Genomic DNA, 16027 nt, shown 5'->3' on the forward strand with positions numbered 1-16027 from the left:
ATTGAGTACGTTTGCCGTAGAATGCCAGCCCTTATTAATACGAATCAGACCTCTAAACGTCTAAAGGTGGTTAACCACAAACCCCGCATCGGGAAGCGATACCGTCGATCGAAGATGATGTGTATCCACGGTGCGTTTACATGGGACAGAGTAATAAATTGAACACAAAATCGCGTTCGCTGTCGCCGCTGGTCGAACTGGTGGGGATTCGCAAGGACTTCGATGGTAAAACGGTCATTTCGGATCTCGATTTGACCATCAATAACGGTGAGTTCCTCACGCTGCTTGGCCCTTCTGGCTGCGGCAAAACGACCGTACTACGCCTGATCGCCGGGCTTGAAAGCGTTGACGCAGGGCAGATCCACCTGGAAAACCAGGATATCACCCGCGTTCCGGCCGAAGATCGCCACGTTAATACCGTATTTCAGAGCTACGCGCTGTTTCCGCATATGACCGTTTTCGATAACGTCGCGTTTGGCCTGCGTATGCAGAAAACGCCGGCGAGCGAAATTGCGCCACGCGTGCACGACGCCCTGCGGATGGTACAGCTGGAAGAGTTTGCCCAGCGCAAGCCACACCAGCTCTCCGGCGGCCAGCAGCAGCGCGTCGCGATCGCCCGTGCGGTAGTCAATAAGCCAAGCCTGCTGCTGCTCGACGAATCGCTCTCTGCGCTTGACTACAAGCTGCGTAAACAGATGCAAAACGAACTGAAGGCGTTGCAGCGTAAGCTCGGTATCACCTTCGTGTTCGTTACCCACGATCAGGAAGAAGCGCTGACGATGTCCGACCGTATCGTGGTCATGCGCGACGGCAAAATCGAGCAGGACGGTACGCCGCGTGAAATCTACGAAGAGCCGAAAAACCTGTTTGTCGCCGGCTTTATTGGCGAGATCAACCTGTTCGATGCGACCGTGATCGCACGTCTTGACGATCTGCGGGTACGCGCCAACGTCGAAGGCCGTGAATGCAATATCTACGTCAACTTCCCGGTTGTTCCGGGACAAAAGCTCAACGTTCTGTTGCGCCCGGAAGATCTGCGCGTCGAGGAGATCCACGACGGCAATGAACTGGAAGGACTGATTGGCTACATCCGTGAGCGTAACTATAAAGGGATGACGCTGGAGTCGGTCGTTGAGCTGGAAAACGGCAAGATGGTGATGGTCAGCGAGTTCTTTAACGAAGACGATCCGGACTTTGACCACTCGCTGGACCAGAAAATGGCGATTAACTGGGTCGAAAGCTGGGAGGTCGTACTGGCTGATGAAGAGCACAAGTAAATTCCAGAATGTGGTGATTGCCACAATTGTCGGTTGGCTTGTGCTGTTCGTGTTCCTGCCCAACCTGATGATCATCGTCACCAGCTTCCTGACCCGTGACGATGCCAACTTTGTTCAGATGGTGTTCACGCTGGACAACTATACGCGTCTGCTCGATCCGCTCTACGCGCAGGTGCTACTGCACTCGCTGAACATGGCGGCCATCGCCACGCTGGCGTGCCTGGTACTGGGCTATCCGTTTGCCTGGTTCCTGGCCCGGCTGCCGCAGAAAGTGCGCCCGCTGCTGCTGTTTCTGCTGATCGTGCCCTTCTGGACCAACTCGCTGATTCGCATCTACGGGCTGAAAATCTTCCTCAGCACCAAAGGCTACCTCAACGAATTTCTGCTGTGGCTTGGCATCATTGATACGCCAATGCGGATTATGTTCACCCCCAGCGCCGTGATCATCGGCCTGGTGTACATCCTGCTGCCGTTTATGGTGATGCCGCTCTATTCCAGCATCGAAAAGCTCGATAAACCGCTGCTGGAAGCCGCTAAAGACCTTGGCGCCAGCAAGCTGCAAACCTTCATTCGCATTATTATTCCGCTTACCATGCCGGGTATTATTGCGGGCTGTCTGCTGGTGATGCTGCCGGCGATGGGCCTCTTCTACGTCTCCGATCTCATGGGCGGGGCGAAAAACCTGCTGATTGGTAACGTCATTAAGAGCCAGTTCCTCAACATTCGCGACTGGCCGTTTGGCGCGGCCACCAGCATAACGCTGACGGTGGTGATGGGGCTGATGCTGCTGGTGTACTGGCGCGCGTCGCGCCTGCTCAATAAAAAGGTGGAGCTGGAATGATAGGTCGACTGCTGCGCGGCGGCTTTATGACCGCCATTTATGCGTATCTTTATATTCCGATTATCATTTTGATCGTGAACTCGTTTAACAGTTCGCGTTTCGGGATCAACTGGCAGGGTTTTACCACCCAGTGGTACAGCCTGTTGATGAACAACGATAGCCTGCTGCAGGCGGCCCAGCACTCGCTGACGATGGCGATTTTCTCCGCGACCGCCGCCACGCTCATCGGCTCGTTAACCGCCGTGGCGCTGTATCGCTATCGCTTCCGCGGTAAACCGTTCGTCAGCGGCATGCTGTTCGTGGTGATGATGTCGCCAGATATCGTCATGGCTATCTCGCTGCTGGTGCTGTTTATGCTGCTTGGGATCCAGCTCGGCTTCTGGTCGCTGCTGTTCTCCCACATCACCTTCTGCCTGCCGTTCGTGGTGGTCACCGTCTTCTCCCGTCTGAAGGGCTTTGACGTACGCATGCTGGAGGCGGCAAAAGATCTGGGGGCCAGCGAGCTGACTATCCTGTGGAAAATTATTCTGCCGCTGGCGATGCCGGCGGTGGCGGCGGGCTGGCTGCTGAGCTTCACCCTGTCGATGGATGATGTCGTGGTCTCGTCGTTCGTTACCGGGCCCAGCTACGAAATTCTGCCGCTGAAGATTTATTCAATGGTGAAAGTCGGCGTGTCGCCGGAAGTGAACGCGCTGGCAACGATTCTGCTGGTTCTGTCGCTGGTCATGGTGATTGCCAGCCAGCTGATTGCTCGTGATAAAACCAAGGGCCTGAAGGTCAGGCGCACAACTCAGGGGACGTAAAATGATGAAATGGTCACGCCACCTGCTCGCGGCAGGTGCTTTAGCGCTCGGCATGAGCGCAGCCCACGCGGACGATAGCAAAACGCTGTATTTCTATAACTGGACGGAATACGTTCCGCCCGGACTGCTGGAACAGTTCACCAAAGAGACCGGCATCAAGGTTATCTATTCGACCTACGAGTCGAATGAAACCATGTACGCCAAGCTTAAAACCTATAAAGACGGTGCCTATGATCTGGTGGTGCCGTCCACCTACTTTGTCGACAAAATGCGCAAAGAAGGGATGATTCAGAAGATCGATAAAACCCAACTGAGCAACTTCAGCAATCTTGACCCAGAGATGCTCAACAAGCCGTTTGACCCGAACAACGACTACTCTATTCCGTACATCTGGGGCGCAACGGCGATCGGCGTCAACAGCGATGCCATCGATCCGAAAAGCGTCACCAGCTGGGCCGACCTGTGGAAGCCGGAATACAAAAGCAGCCTGCTGCTGACCGACGATGCGCGCGAAGTGTTCCAGGTTGCTCTGCGCAAGCTCGGCTACTCTGGCAACACGACGGATCCGAAAGAGATTGAAGCCGCCTATAACGAGCTGAAAAAACTGATGCCGAACGTTGCCGCGTTCAACTCCGACAACCCGGCGAACCCGTATATGGAAGGCGAAGTTAACCTCGGTATGGTCTGGAACGGTTCGGCGTTCGTGGCTCGCCAGGCGGGCACGCCGCTGGAAATCGTGTGGCCGAAAGAAGGCGGTATCTTCTGGATGGACAGCCTGTCGATTCCGGCCAATGCCAAAAATAAAGAGGGCGCGCTGAAGCTGATTAACTTCCTGCTGCGCCCGGACGTGGCAAAACAGGTTGCGGAAACCATCGGCTACCCGACGCCTAACCTGGCGGCACGCAAACTGCTGAGCCCGGAGGTGGCCAACGATAAGTCGCTCTACCCTGACGCCGAAACCATTCAGAAAGGCGAGTGGCAGAACGACGTCGGCAACGCCAGCGCGCTGTATGAACAGTATTATCAGAAACTGAAAGCCGGACGTTAAGCGTCCACGCGTCGGGACACCGTGCGTCCCGACGCTCACCTCACCCGCGGGTAGAAATAGCGCACCCGAAATTCATCGTTATTGTTATACAGTACCGAATAGTCGAGCGGCCTGCCCGAGGGTTCCACGGCCTGCGTTTCGATACGAATCACCGGGTCCTTTTCGCTCAGATTGAGCATCCGCGCCACGTCTCGGCGAGCTAAAGTGGTAGAAAACGTCTCGTAACAGCCGGCGATGGTAATACCGCACTCTTGTTCGAAGAAGTCGAACTTTGAGTGGTTCATGTGCTCCAGCGTCAAACGAGGAAAACGCAGCGCCGACAGCCAGGTTTCCTCCAACTGCATTGGGGTTTTATCCATAGTGCGAATCCGCTTCACGTGGAACAACGGCTCACCCGGGTCACACTGTAGCCAACCGGCAATATTCTCCACTGCCGGGATCACCTCAAAGCTCAGCACGCGGCTGACCGCCGGTTTGCCTTGAATGCGGGCAATCTCGCTAAAACCCATAAATCCATTCAGCCAGGCCACCGTTTTTTTGTGGCGAATAATACTGCCGGCGCCCTGCCGTTTTTCAATAATGCCTTCCGCTTCCAGCACCGCCAGCGCTTTACGCAGCGTATTTCGCGACACCTTAAAATGCGCAGCGAGCGATTTTTCCGCCGGTAGCGCATCGCCCTCCCGCCGGTTCGACGTATCAATATATTCATTTATTAAGTGGACAACCGAACGGTAAATCATGGCAGCCTCCCTGCGGTTCAGAGAAACAGCATAACGCGATTTCCTCGGATTGCCAGCACGCAAAGGCACCACTAAGGAACACGTTTTTTCATCATTATTTCAATAAGATAAATAGTAATTACGCACCATTCCCGCCTACCTATTCCTGTCTGGCGATGTAAATGGACACGTCAGCGCAGAAAAATATTGATGGACTTAACATTATCCCGAGCCAATTAAAACAAAAATACCCGACGACCTGACCACTTATCATTAACCTCATGAATAAATTAGAAAAAACCTTTCATAAAATAAATCCTCTTATTGTCTGGCTCGGGAAAAGCCCATGGCTACAGGCCATCTCTATTTCGATGGTCTCTACCGTCGCAATTACGCTCATCGGATCGCTCAGCGTGCTCCTGATGGTGCTGCCTATCGACAGCGTGCATCAATTTTTTGTCAGCAGCAGCATGATGCCGGTGTTTAACAACGTCACGACCAGCACGCTAGGCATCCTGGCCATTTACGTTACGTTCTTCATGGCGCGCAACCTGGTCCGGCAGTACAACGTCGACACGGACAGTACGCTAAGCGGCGTGGCGGCTGTCATGGCCTTTTTAATCGTGACGCCGATGGCGGACGATAGCGGCGCAATTACCGCCATTCCCCTGACCTGGCTCGGTGTACAGGGTGTTTTTTCCGCGATGCTGATTGGCCTGGGCGTCGGGCGTCTGTTTATCTTTACCATCCAGCGCGGCTGGACGCTGCGTCTGCCAAAAGGCGTGCCGCCGATGATTGGCCGGGTGTTCGAAGGCCTGTTTCCGTTCGTGCTGGTGGGTATTGTGTTTCTGCTGATTAACCGCCTCTTTGTGGCAACACCGTGGGAAAACATTCACCAGTGCATCTATACCCTTATCCAGCAACCGCTGAAAGGGCTGGGCGGTAGCCTCTGGGCGTTCCTGCTGGTCACGCTGGTCATGCAGCTGATGTGGTTTCTCGGTATTCACGGCACCAACGTGGTGCTGCCGCTGGTGACCCCCATCTGGCTGGCGATGGATCTCGAAAACCTTGACGCGTGGCGTAACGGTCTGGAAATGCCCAACGTGCTCGGGCTGGCGTTCTTTAACATCGTGACCTGGAGCGGGCTGGCGCTGGGGCTGGTACTGTTGATGTGTCTGTCAAAAAGCAAACAGTTTAACCAGATGGGCAGGCTGGCGCTGATGCCCGCGCTGTTCGGCATCACCGAACCGGTGATCTTCGGTACGCCGCTGGTGATGAACTACCGCCTGATGGTGCCGTTTGTGACCAACAACGCCATCGCCATCGTCATTGCGTGGCTGCTGATCAAACTGGGGCTGGTGGCCAAAATCGTGGGGGCTCAGACCCTCTTTGGCCTGCCGGTCGGCTTCTTCGCTGCGGTAGGCGGCGCGACATCAATTATCGCCCTGCACCTGTTCCTGCAGCTGATTCTTTCGCCGCTGCTCTGGTATCCGTGGTTCAAAATGGCCGAGCGCGCCGCGCTGGCGGCAGAACGCAACGCTGACCAGGAGCCCCAATGACCTCCCTTCACGCGCTGCTGGCGCAGATGACGCTGGACGAAAAAATAGGCCAGCTGGTGCAGTTGTCCGGGGAATTTTTCCTTGATGAGCCCCAGCTGACCGTGGGGCCGAAGGCGAAGCTGGGTATCGCGCAGGCGGTGGTGGATAACGTCGGTTCGGTGCTGAACGTCTCCGGTGCGGTGAAAACGCGCGAAATCCAGCGCAAACACCTGCAAAACAGTCGGCTAAAGATACCGCTGCTGTTTATGGCCGACGTGATTTACGGCTACCGGACGATCTTCCCGATCCCGCTGGCGCTCGGCTGCAGCTGGTCGCCCGCGCTGATCCGTCAGTGCTGCGTCGTGGCGGCGAGAGAAGCCGCCAGCGCCGGTAGCCATGTGACCTTTGCGCCAATGGCCGACCTGGTGCGCGATGCGCGCTGGGGCCGCTGCATGGAGTCAACCGGCGAAGATGTGTTTCTGAACACACAGTACGTGCGCGCCAGCGTTGAGGGTTTCCAGCAGGATATGCCCACGCAGCAAGGGTTGGCCGCCTGCGTGAAGCATTTTGCCGGCTACGGCGCGCCGATCGGCGGTCGCGACTACAATACCGTCGAGCTGTCGCACCAGAGCCTGTTCGAAGACTATTTCCCGCCCTTCCAGGCCGCCATTGACGCGGGCTGCGAGATGGTGATGACGTCCTTCAACACCGTTGACGGCGTTCCCGCCACCGCCAACCCATGGCTATTGAAAACCCTGCTGCGCGAGCGCTGGGGGTTTCAGGGGATCACCATTGCCGACTATGCCGCCGTGAAAGAGCTGATTGCGCACGGCGTCGCGGCCGATGAACAGGACGCCTGCGCGATCGCGTTCAACGCCGGGCTGGATATCGACATGAAAACCGCCTGCTATGCCAACGGCCTGAAGCCGCTGCTGGCGGCCGGAAAAATCAGCGAACGCGCGCTGGATGACGCCGTCCTGCGCGTGCTGCGGCTGAAGCAGAAGCTGGGGTTATTCGACGATCCGTATCGCGGCGTCACCCCCGAGGGCGAGCAGCGCTGCTGCTATCACCCGGAGCATCTGCGCCTTGCCCGAGAGACGGCGGGGAAATCGCTGGTGGTGCTCAAAAACGATCGTCAGACGCTGCCGTTTAACCCGGCGACAACGCGCGTTGCGCTGATTGGCCCTTATGCCGACAACCCGGATATCTTTGGGCTGTGGGCCGTTTACGGCGAGAAATCGCGCTGTACGACGCTTAAGACCGCGCAGCAAGAGGCCATCCCCGACGGCAACCTGTGCGTAACGCCGGGCTGCGACCTGCTGCTGGACTACGGTTTTCTCGGCGAATTTGGCGCAACGCACCAGGTAGAACAAACCCGCTGCCTGACCGATAACGAGCGAGCACAGGAGCTTGAGCGCGCGCTGGACTACGCGCGTCAGGCCGATGTGGTCCTGCTGGCGATGGGGGAACATATGATGCAGAGCGGCGAAGCCGCCAGCCGCACCGACCTGCATCTGCCCCGCCACTAGGTCGAATTTATTCAGCAGATCGCCGCCGTGGCAAAGAAAACCGTGCTGATCCTGTTTAACGGCAGACCGCTGGTGCTGACCGACGTTGTCGACCACGTTGATGCCATCGTCGAGGCCTGGTTCCCCGGCATTGAGGGCAGCCACGCGCTGGTCGATATACTCAGCGGCAAACGCAACCCTTCCGGACGGCTGTCGATGAGTTTCCCTTATGCCAACGGCCAGATGCCGGTCTATTACAACGCGCTGAATACCGGCCGACCGGCGCATCAGTCCGACCATAGCCCGCGCTTTCTGTCCAAATATCTGGACTGCCCGAACGCGCCGCTGTTTCCCTTTGGTTTTGGCCTATCGTGGCACGAGACGCGCCTTAGCGATCTTCACGTGACGCCCCGTCTGCTGCCCGGAGGGACGGTCATGGTGAGCGTGGCAGCTCACAATACGTCTGACGTTGACGGCCTCGAAACCCTCCAGTTGTATCTTCATGATTGTGTCGCCAGCATCGCCCGCCCCGCCCTGCAGCTGAAAGGCTTTACCCAGGTGATGCTCGCCGCAGGTGAAACGCAGGTGGTTCACTTTGAGATAACGCCGCACGATCTTGGCTTCTACGATGCCGAAGGCGATGTTCGGCTGGAGTACGGCAGGTTCAGGGTCTTTGTCGGCCTGAACAGCGCATCACTGCTGGAGGGAGAATTTTACTACGCAGAAAGTTAATTTTCGGGCGCCCGGCGAGTTGTCGCGGGCGCCCGAACGTTTACAGCGATTTCAGCAGCGCGTCGACGTAGGCTGGGACCACTTCGCTCGCCAGACCGTAATGCTTCTCCTCAAACTCGCTGCCCACCTGGCTCGGTTCAAGATTCAGCTCAACGGTATGCGCACCGTGCAGTTTCGCCTCGTGCACAAAACCCGCCGCCGGGTAGACGTGGCCAGAAGTGCCAATAGCGATAAAAATATCGGCCATCGACAGCGCAAGGTAGATATGGTCCATCTCGAACGGCATCTCGCCAAACCAGACGATATGCGGGCGCAGCGGCGCCGGGAACTGGCAGCAGTGGCAGCGGTCCTCCACCGTTAAATCCCCCGGCCAGTCGAACACCTGGCCGCTTTGGGTACAGCGCACCTTCAGCAGCTCGCCGTGCATATGCAGCACGTTGTGATTGCCCGCGCGCTCGTGCAGGTTATCGATGTTCTGCGTCACCAGCATAAAGTTCTCGCCAAGCGCCGCTTCCAGCCGGGCCAGCGCCAGGTGCGCCGCGTTGGGCGCAATCTCCGGCTGCTGAAGCTGGCGACGACGGGCATTATAGAAATGTTGCACCAGCTGCGGATCGCGCGCGTAGCCTTCCGGCGTCGCCACATCCTCAACCTTGTGTTCTTCCCATAAGCCATCCGCCGCGCGGAAGGTCCGAATACCCGACTCTGCCGAAATCCCCGCGCCCGTAAGCACAAGTACTCTTGGTTTATCCATCTGTTCTGGCATCACCCTGTCCGTGAAAAAAATACGCTGGCGCAGACGCTGGCGCAGTTGACGTTTATTCCGACGGAAACGGCTCAATCGATGTAAGCGGCGCGACTGCATATCTACTCCATGTTAGTTGGTCAGATGAAGGAACGCAGCGCCGCGCATTCCCCCTGCATCGCCGTGGCGCGCGCGTTCAATACGCGGCGTGCGGGCTACAGGCAGTAAATGACGCGGTAGGCGGTGCGCTAGTCCATCGGCGATCGCTGAAAAGTTTGATAGCCCACCGCCGAGCACCAGCAGATCCGGGTCGACAATGGTCAGTATATTGCCCAGGCAGACGGCAAGCAGATCCAGGTAGCGTTCAACGTGTTCACGCGCCTTTTCATCTCCCTGCTGCCACAGGGCCACAATCTCCGGTGAAGTGAGCGACTGTTGATAAAAATGGTTATACAGCCAGGCAAACCCGCGACCGGATAAATAGTTTTCAATGCAGCCAAGCTGGCCGCAGCCGCAGCGGACGAGCGGAAAATCACGCCCCACGACTTCCAGCGCATCGACCGGCAGACGAATATGGCCAAACTCGCCGGTGATATAGCTATGCCCGGTAATCGATTTACCGTTCTGTACGATGCCGCCACCCACGCCGGTGCCGAGAATCAGCCCCATCACCAGCGGGTACTGGGTAAACTCGTCGTCCCAGGCCTCGGAGATGGCAAAGCAGTTGGCGTCGTTGTCGAGCCGTACGTCACGTTCCAGTAGCCTGCTCAGGTCCGCGCGCAGCGGGCGTCCGGTCGCCGCTGGCACGTTCGCCGCGTACAGCGTACCGTCTTCGGTTTCCGGCATACCGGGAATACCGATACCGACAGAGCCCCGGCAGTGAAAGCGTTCGTCAGCCTCCGCCACCAGGCCGGTCACCGCCTCAAGAAAGCGTTCATAGCTCTCTGTCGGCGTCGGAATGCGTTTTTCCCACTGAAGCTGGCGCGATGAATCAAATACGCCCAGCGCGATTTTGCTGCCGCCAATGTCAAATCCATAATGCATCATGATCAATTCCTCTAACTGACGCACGCAGCAGCAACGCCGCGTGGTCAGGACGTCAAATTACTGGCCACTCAGCACCCTCGCAGGGTCGATACGGCTGGCGCGGCGGGCGGGATACCAGCTTGCCAGCAGACTCAGCAACAGTGCCGTGACCAGCACATAAACGACATCCAGCCAGTGCAGTTCAGACGGCAGGAAGTCGATAAAATAAATGTCACCCGACAAGAATCGGTGACCAATCAGTTTTTCAATCACGTTAATAATGCCGGTCAGATACAGGGATGCCAGCACCCCGATAACCACACCGCAGATGCTGCCCAGCAAACCGGCCAATAAACCATACCACACGAAAATTGCGCGAATCAGCCCGTCTTTGGCACCCAGTGTGCGCAGCACCGCAATATCGCTACTTTTATCTTTAACGGCCATCACTAACGTCGACACGATGTTGAAGCAAGCCACACCTATCACGAGTACCATCGCCAGATACATGATCGCACGGATCATCTGGATATCGCGGTACATATAGCCGTAGGTGCCAATCCAGCTTTTGATATAGACGTAGTTATTCGTCACCTCGCCCGCGTCGCGCACCAGTTTATTGGCGTTAAACACGTCGTTCACTTTGATGGCGATACCGGAAATGCTCTCGCCCATATCGAGATACTGCTGAGCATCCAGGAGCGGGATCATGGCGAAGCTATGGTCAAGCTGGCCGCTCAGCTGCAGAATGCCGGTCACGTGCAGACGCACGCGTTTTGGCTGCAGCAGCTTGTGTTCAGGGTTGGAGTTGGGGATCATTATCGATACCCAGTCACCGGCTTTGACCTTTAGCGCATCGGCAACGCCTTTGCCGAGAATAATTTGCTGTTCACCGGCTTTAAAGTTGGCCCAGGCATCGGCCTGCACAAAGCGCGGTAGCGCGCTCAGTCGGGTTTCCTGCTGTGGATCCACGCCTTTAACCTGAATCGCGCGCAGATTGCTGCCGCTCTCCACCAGACCGGTAAAGTTGATGTACGGCGCGGCGGCCTCAATGCCCCTCACCGCTTCAACTTTCGGTAACACGCTCTGCCAGTGGTTCCACGGCTGGTTGACCGCCTCAATTTCGCCGTGCGGTACCACCGCCAGAATGCGGTTGTTCAGCTCGCGCTCAAAGCCATTCATCGCGCTTAGCCCGACGATCAGTACCGCTACGCCCAGCGCAATGCCAACGGTTGAGATAACGGAAATCAGCGACACCATGCCGCTGCGCCGACGCCCGCGGCTAAAGCGCAGGCCGATCAGTAACGACAGCGAAGGAGCCATTAATGCGCTCCCATCAGGGTCAGTTGGTCGCTCAGGTGGCCGTCGCGCATCTCAAGCTGACGCCCCATACGTTTCGCCAGCTGCAAATCGTGGGTCACGACGAGAAAAGCGGTGCCCTGAGACTGATTCAGTTCGCCAAGCAGTTTGAAGATGCTATCGGCATTTTTGGCATCCAGGTTGCCGGTCGGCTCATCCGCCAGCACCAGACGCGGGTTATTGACCAGCGCGCGGGCGATCGCGACGCGCTGACGTTCGCCGCCGGACAGCTCCGATGGACGATGGCTGGCGCGATGCGCCAGGCCGACCGCATTGAGCATTTCCAGCGCGCGGGTGTTAATTTCTGCCGCTTTTTTCTTGCCAATCAGCAGCGGCATCGCCACGTTTTCAAGCGCCGTGAAGTCTGGCAGCAGGTGGTGGAACTGGTAAATAAAGCCGAGCTTCTGGTTGCGCAGTTCGGCTTTTGCCGCCGACGACAGTTTGCTCATCGGCTGGCCGCTGAAAATCACATCACCGCTGGTCGGCGTGTCCAGGCCGCCCAGCAGGTGCAGCAGCGTACTTTTGCCCGAGCCGGAGGTGCCGACAATCGCCATCATTTCCCCCTCGCCGACGCTGAAGCTGACGTTGTGCAGCACGTCAGTCTGCACCGAGCCTTCCTGATAGCGTTTGCACAGGTTGTCGCATTGCAACAGGATCTTATTCATAACGTAAAGCCTCAGCGGGTTGGGTGGCGGCAGCGCGCCAGGAAGGGTAAAGCGTTGACAACAGCGCCAGGGCCATCGCCACCAGCGCAATCACGATAACCTGCAGCGGCTCGATGGCAACCGGCAGCGCCGCGCCGTCGAGGAACGCACCGATAATCGGCATTAAATTATTGAGCTGGCTGGCCAGCAGCACGCCAAGCACCGCGCCTAACAGTGCGCCGATAATACCCGCGCTGGCCCCCTGCACCATAAAGACGGTAAGGATCTGCCGCGGCGTCAGGCCCTGGGTTTGCAGAATAGCCACTTCGCCCTGCTTCTCCATCACCATCAGCCCCAGCGAGGTAATGATGTTAAATGCGGCAACGGCGACGATCAGGCTGAGCAGCAGGCCCATCATGTTTTTTTCCATGCGCACGGCCTGGAACAGCTCGCCTTTACGCTCGCGCCAGTCCTGCCATTTGGTGCCTGCCGGCAGCGTTTGCTGGCTAAGGGTGTCGACCTGCAGCGGTTTATCCAGCCACAGACGCCAGCCGGTGATGTTGCCCAGCGGGTAAAGCATCAGGCGCGAAGCGTCCTGAATGTTGACCAGCATCTGGTAACCGTCGACCTCACTGTTCGCCGCAAAGGTGCCAATTACCGTGAACAGACGCTGACTCGGCAGACGCCCCATCGGCGTGAACTGGCTGGCCGAAGGCACCATCACGCGGATTTGATCGCCGCGATTCACGCCCAGTTGACCTGCCAGCTGTTCACCCAGGATCACGTTGTATTTGCCCGGCGCCAGGTCGGTTTGCTTAACGTTCACCAGATATGGCGTCAACGGATCTTTCTGCGCAGGGTCAATGCCCAGCATCACGCCAACCGACACGCTGCGCGCGCTTTGCAGCACGACGTCGCCGGTCGTCAGCGGTGCCACGCGGGTCACGCCCTGTAGCTTCACGCTATCCTGCGGAATTTTTTGCGGATTGAGTGAGCCCTGATCGGCGCTCAGAATGGCCTGCGGCATCAGCCCCAGGATGTTGTTTTGCAGCTCGCGTTCAAAGCCGTTCATCACCGAAAGTACGGTGACCAGCGCCATCACGCCAAGCGTAATGCCGATAGTTGACAGCCAGGAAACAAAGCGACCAAAGCGGTCCGCTGCTCGCCCGCGCATGTAGCGCAGGCCGATAAATAGTGCGACAGGTTGGTACATGTAATCCGTCTGGTTGCTGATAGCAGAAGCACGAGTATATAAGCGAAAGCAGGATGGGTAAATGACTGAACCGTAAGCGCAAGGTTGACAATTCTCCGCCGGGCGGCGACAACGTTGAAATTTTCGCCGTAACGGTTAATAGTGATGTTTTCCCTTATTAGCCGTGAATTCATGATGATCCGTACCGTTCCCCCACAGATATTAGCCGCTGGCGCCCTGTTGCTGAGCCTGTTCTTACTGTATACCGGCGTCAGCGCCGCAGAAAAAGTGACCTGGCTGATGGAGGTGACGCCGGTGATTATTGTGGTCCCGCTGCTGCTGTTAACGGCAAAGCGCTACCCGCTGACGCCACTGCTGTATCTGCTGATTTTCCTGCATGCCGTCATTTTGATGGTCGGCGGCCAGTATACCTATGCGAAAGTCCCGCTGGGGTTTGAGGTGCAGGAGTGGCTGAGCCTGAGCCGTAATCCCTACGACAAACTCGGCCATTTCTTCCAGGGGCTGGTACCGGCGCTAGCGGCGCGCGAAATTCTGCTGCGCGGGCACATTGTACGCGGTGAAAAAATGCTGGCGTTTCTGGTGTGCTGCGTGGCGCTGGCGATCAGCGCCACCTACGAGCTGATTGAATGGTGGGCGGCGCTGGCGATGGGGCAAGGCGCGGACGATTTTCTTGGCACTCAGGGTGACCCGTGGGATACCCAGTCGGACATGTTCTGTGCGCTGCTGGGCGCATTGACGACGGTGCTGCTGCTGGCGCGCTGGCACAGTTGCCAACTGAAATCTGCCGGATGGCGTTAGCGCTTATCCGGCCTACGGGATCGAGTTGTAGGCCGGATGGCGGCGCACGTTACCCGCGACGAAACTTGATAATTAAAATCGGCAGAGCAAACACCAGCGTCAGAAAATTCGCCATGCTTACCGCCGCGTCTTCAATCATCAGGCCATAAACCAGCCACATCACCAGCCCGCAGACAAACATCACGTACATCAGCCCGGAAATACCCTGCGTGTTGCGCGTGGCGATAACCTTTATCGCCTGCGGTAAAAACGAGAGCGTGGTGAGGCTGGCGGCCAGATAACCAATCCATGACGACCATTCCATGCTCATGCCTTTACGTCACGTGCCGTTGCCACCGCGATGGCCGGTTTCTCCGGGGTCACCGTCGGCTGCGGGACTTTGCGGTATTTATCCAGCAGCTGGATTTGAATCTTACGCAGCATATCGCCATTCAGGCGATAGAAGCGGTAATAAAGCACCAGCGTCACGATGAAAAACAGCACCGGCAGCGCAATCATAATGAACTGCATCCCCTGAATGGTTTGCGCCGACTGCGCCACGTTAGGCGTATAGCCAATCACCCCGAGCACCACGGCGATAAAGAATGCGGCAAACGCCGAGCCGCCTTTTACCACCATTGTTTGTACCGAATAGGCAATACTTTCACAGCGCACGTTGAGCTTATACTCGCCGTAGTCGACGGTGTCAGCCACCATAATGACCTGAAGCACCCAGAACAGCGCGGTACCGACGTTAAGGAAGATCCCTGCCAGCACAATCATCGGTGCGTTATGATAGCCCGCCAGCGCCATGGCAAATAACGCCGCGCAGCTGATAACCGGCAGCACCGATGCCCCGGCCCACAGTACCCGGCGCGAGAGCGCATTCACCAGCCGCGGGAACAATATCAGCGTCAGTAAATTTGCCGCCCCGGCGTAGGACAGGTAATACGGGAACAGCGCCGCATCGCCAATCACGTAGGTGAAATAGTAAATCGCAAAGCCGGTAATGATGTTTGAGGCAATGTTATAGGCCAGCGCCATACCAAGCAGACAGGAGAGCTGATCGTTTTTGTAGATCAGCGCGACAATCCCTTTCAGCGTCAGGCGAGCGCCGTCGGCAGAGGCGTCACTATCCGAGGAAAAGACCTCATGGACATTGCGCAGCGTGACCAGGGTGGAGACGATAAAGAAGGCAATTAACACCAGCGTAAACATCTGGAAGCCAAAGCCGCGATCCGCCCCGCCGACAAATTCCACAAACGGCAGCGTAATGCCCGCCGTGACGAACCCGGCCAGGCTAGCGAAAAAGCGTGGATACGGCACCAGCTGCTCGCGTTCACGTTTATCAAGCGTAATGGTCGGTACCAGCGACCAAAAGGGAATATCCATAATGGTGTAGGTCATGCCCCACAAAATGTAGGTGACGCAGACAAAAACCACCTGCGCGGTGCCTTCAAACAAATGCGCACTGAACAGCAAAAACAGTACCAGCGAGTTCGCCAGCGTGCCGATAAAAATCCACGGTTTAAACTTCCCCCATCGCGTGCGGGTCGCGTTGACAATCCACCCCATAATCGGGTCGTTTATCGCGTCCCAGATGCGCGCCACCAGAAAAAGCGTGCCCACGAGGCCCACCGACAGCCCCACAACATCGGTGTAGTAATACATCAGGTACATGTACACAATACCGATAGCGAAGTCCTTACCAAATGCCCCGAATCCGTAACTCAGTTTTGTCGTCAGAGAGATGCTCATAGGGTATCGGGTCGCTGTTACCAGCGCCCGCCTTCTGTAGAG

General features: G+C 57.1%; 15 protein-coding genes and 1 pseudogene. 8 read left to right on the forward strand and 8 right to left on the reverse strand.

What is annotated here, in order from left to right; translation table 11 throughout:
- The first annotated feature begins 140 nt into the window (after positions 1-140).
- From potA to potD, 4 genes are read left to right on the forward strand one after another with little or no spacing between them, the layout of a single operon-like run.
- Complete coding sequence (gene potA, locus V6942_RS00915; RefSeq protein WP_106926386.1) at positions 141-1277, forward strand: spermidine/putrescine ABC transporter ATP-binding protein PotA; 1137 nt, start codon at positions 141-143, stop codon at positions 1275-1277.
- The gene (potB, locus tag V6942_RS00920; protein ID WP_106926384.1) at positions 1261-2118 is read left to right on the forward strand and encodes a spermidine/putrescine ABC transporter permease PotB; all 858 of its coding nucleotides are present in this window, start codon (positions 1261-1263) and stop codon (positions 2116-2118) included. The genes potA and potB overlap by 17 nt, the downstream gene beginning before the upstream one ends.
- Positions 2115-2921 (forward strand): spermidine/putrescine ABC transporter permease PotC, encoded by an 807-nt coding sequence (potC, locus tag V6942_RS00925; protein ID WP_106926382.1) that lies wholly within the window; start codon positions 2115-2117, stop codon positions 2919-2921. Before potB ends, potC begins: the two co-directional genes overlap by 4 nt.
- A gap of 1 nt (position 2922) precedes the next feature.
- Positions 2923-3969, forward strand: a complete 1047-nt coding sequence (gene potD / locus V6942_RS00930) for a spermidine/putrescine ABC transporter substrate-binding protein PotD (RefSeq protein WP_182929086.1) — start codon at positions 2923-2925, stop codon at positions 3967-3969.
- A gap of 35 nt (positions 3970-4004) precedes the next feature.
- Here the strand turns inward: potD and V6942_RS00935 are convergent, their stop codons facing one another.
- Positions 4005-4709, reverse strand: coding sequence for a GntR family transcriptional regulator (locus V6942_RS00935; protein WP_106926378.1), 705 nt, complete (start codon positions 4707-4709; stop codon positions 4005-4007).
- A gap of 260 nt (positions 4710-4969) precedes the next feature.
- On the opposite strand from V6942_RS00935, the gene V6942_RS00940 reads away from it, so the two are divergent.
- From V6942_RS00940 to V6942_RS00950, 3 genes and pseudogenes are all read left to right on the forward strand, one after another.
- Positions 4970-6247: a PTS sugar transporter subunit IIC gene (locus V6942_RS00940; protein ID WP_333500712.1), complete on the forward strand. Its 1278-nt coding sequence runs from the start codon at positions 4970-4972 to the stop codon at positions 6245-6247.
- A gap of 26 nt (positions 6248-6273) precedes the next feature.
- Positions 6274-8097: pseudogene (locus V6942_RS00945) on the forward strand (glycoside hydrolase family 3 N-terminal domain-containing protein); the annotation flags it as partial.
- 72 nt (positions 8098-8169) lie between these two features.
- On the forward strand, positions 8170-8466 hold the full coding sequence (locus V6942_RS00950) for a fibronectin type III-like domain-contianing protein (RefSeq protein ID WP_333500747.1): 297 nt from the start codon (positions 8170-8172) through the stop codon (positions 8464-8466).
- Between the two features lie 40 nt (positions 8467-8506).
- Here the strand turns inward: V6942_RS00950 and cobB are convergent, their stop codons facing one another.
- The 5 genes from cobB to lolC are packed head-to-tail and all read right to left on the reverse strand — an operon-like array spanning position 8507 to position 13450.
- Positions 8507-9328 carry a Sir2 family NAD+-dependent deacetylase gene (gene cobB, locus V6942_RS00955; RefSeq protein WP_106926372.1) on the reverse strand — a complete coding sequence of 274 codons (822 nt, stop codon included), beginning with the start codon at positions 9326-9328 and terminating at the stop codon, positions 8507-8509.
- Between the two features lie 12 nt (positions 9329-9340).
- Positions 9341-10252, reverse strand: coding sequence for an N-acetylglucosamine kinase (gene nagK, locus V6942_RS00960; RefSeq protein ID WP_106926611.1), 912 nt, complete (start codon positions 10250-10252; stop codon positions 9341-9343).
- A gap of 60 nt (positions 10253-10312) precedes the next feature.
- The gene (lolE, locus tag V6942_RS00965) at positions 10313-11557 is read right to left on the reverse strand and encodes a lipoprotein-releasing ABC transporter permease subunit LolE (RefSeq protein WP_333500713.1); all 1245 of its coding nucleotides are present in this window, start codon (positions 11555-11557) and stop codon (positions 10313-10315) included.
- On the reverse strand, positions 11557-12258 hold the full coding sequence (gene lolD, locus V6942_RS00970) for a lipoprotein-releasing ABC transporter ATP-binding protein LolD (protein WP_106926368.1): 702 nt from the start codon (positions 12256-12258) through the stop codon (positions 11557-11559). The genes lolE and lolD overlap by 1 nt, the downstream gene beginning before the upstream one ends.
- Entirely contained in the window at positions 12251-13450 is a 1200-nt protein-coding gene (lolC, locus tag V6942_RS00975) for a lipoprotein-releasing ABC transporter permease subunit LolC (RefSeq protein ID WP_182929088.1), read from the reverse strand. Before lolC ends, lolD begins: the two co-directional genes overlap by 8 nt.
- Positions 13451-13624: 174 nt before the next feature.
- Between lolC and V6942_RS00980 the strand changes: the two genes are divergently transcribed.
- Positions 13625-14248 (forward strand): DUF2238 domain-containing protein, encoded by a 624-nt coding sequence (locus tag V6942_RS00980; protein WP_106926609.1) that lies wholly within the window; start codon positions 13625-13627, stop codon positions 14246-14248.
- A 49-nt stretch (positions 14249-14297) separates the two neighbouring features.
- Here V6942_RS00980 and V6942_RS00985 read toward each other — a convergent pair whose 3' ends face one another.
- A complete protein-coding gene (locus V6942_RS00985; RefSeq protein WP_106926364.1) occupies positions 14298-14552 on the reverse strand; it encodes a SemiSWEET transporter in 255 nt (84 codons plus the stop codon).
- Positions 14553-14554: 2 nt separating this feature from the next.
- Entirely contained in the window at positions 14555-15985 is a 1431-nt protein-coding gene (gene melB / locus V6942_RS00990) for a melibiose:sodium transporter MelB (protein ID WP_106926363.1), read from the reverse strand.
- Positions 15986-16027: the final 42 nt, after the last annotated feature.

Origin of the sequence: Kluyvera genomosp. 2 (assembly GCF_036759865.1) — a bacterium.
Classification (GTDB): Bacteria; Pseudomonadota; Gammaproteobacteria; order Enterobacterales; family Enterobacteriaceae; genus Kluyvera; species Kluyvera ascorbata_B.

What these genes read in the sequence shown, in the direction of transcription:
- lolE (WP_333500713.1), bottom strand. Translation starts at nt 11,557, where the DNA reads ATGGCTCCTTCGCTGTCGTTACTGATCGGCCTGCGCTTTAGCCGCGGG.
- potC (WP_106926382.1), top strand. Translation starts at nt 2,115, where the DNA reads ATGATAGGTCGACTGCTGCGCGGCGGCTTTATGACCGCCATTTATGCG.
- V6942_RS00985 (WP_106926364.1), bottom strand. Translation starts at nt 14,552, where the DNA reads ATGGAATGGTCGTCATGGATTGGTTATCTGGCCGCCAGCCTCACCACG.
- lolC (WP_182929088.1), bottom strand. Translation starts at nt 13,450, where the DNA reads ATGTACCAACCTGTCGCACTATTTATCGGCCTGCGCTACATGCGCGGG.
- nagK (WP_106926611.1), bottom strand. Translation starts at nt 10,252, where the DNA reads ATGCATTATGGATTTGACATTGGCGGCAGCAAAATCGCGCTGGGCGTA.
- potA (WP_106926386.1), top strand. Translation starts at nt 141, where the DNA reads ATGGGACAGAGTAATAAATTGAACACAAAATCGCGTTCGCTGTCGCCG.
- potB (WP_106926384.1), top strand. Translation starts at nt 1,261, where the DNA reads ATGAAGAGCACAAGTAAATTCCAGAATGTGGTGATTGCCACAATTGTC.
- V6942_RS00950 (WP_333500747.1), top strand. Translation starts at nt 8,170, where the DNA reads ATGGTGAGCGTGGCAGCTCACAATACGTCTGACGTTGACGGCCTCGAA.
- V6942_RS00940 (WP_333500712.1), top strand. Translation starts at nt 4,970, where the DNA reads ATGAATAAATTAGAAAAAACCTTTCATAAAATAAATCCTCTTATTGTC.
- V6942_RS00935 (WP_106926378.1), bottom strand. Translation starts at nt 4,709, where the DNA reads ATGATTTACCGTTCGGTTGTCCACTTAATAAATGAATATATTGATACG.
- potD (WP_182929086.1), top strand. Translation starts at nt 2,923, where the DNA reads ATGATGAAATGGTCACGCCACCTGCTCGCGGCAGGTGCTTTAGCGCTC.
- melB (WP_106926363.1), bottom strand. Translation starts at nt 15,985, where the DNA reads ATGAGCATCTCTCTGACGACAAAACTGAGTTACGGATTCGGGGCATTT.
- V6942_RS00980 (WP_106926609.1), top strand. Translation starts at nt 13,625, where the DNA reads ATGATCCGTACCGTTCCCCCACAGATATTAGCCGCTGGCGCCCTGTTG.
- cobB (WP_106926372.1), bottom strand. Translation starts at nt 9,328, where the DNA reads ATGCAGTCGCGCCGCTTACATCGATTGAGCCGTTTCCGTCGGAATAAA.
- lolD (WP_106926368.1), bottom strand. Translation starts at nt 12,258, where the DNA reads ATGAATAAGATCCTGTTGCAATGCGACAACCTGTGCAAACGCTATCAG.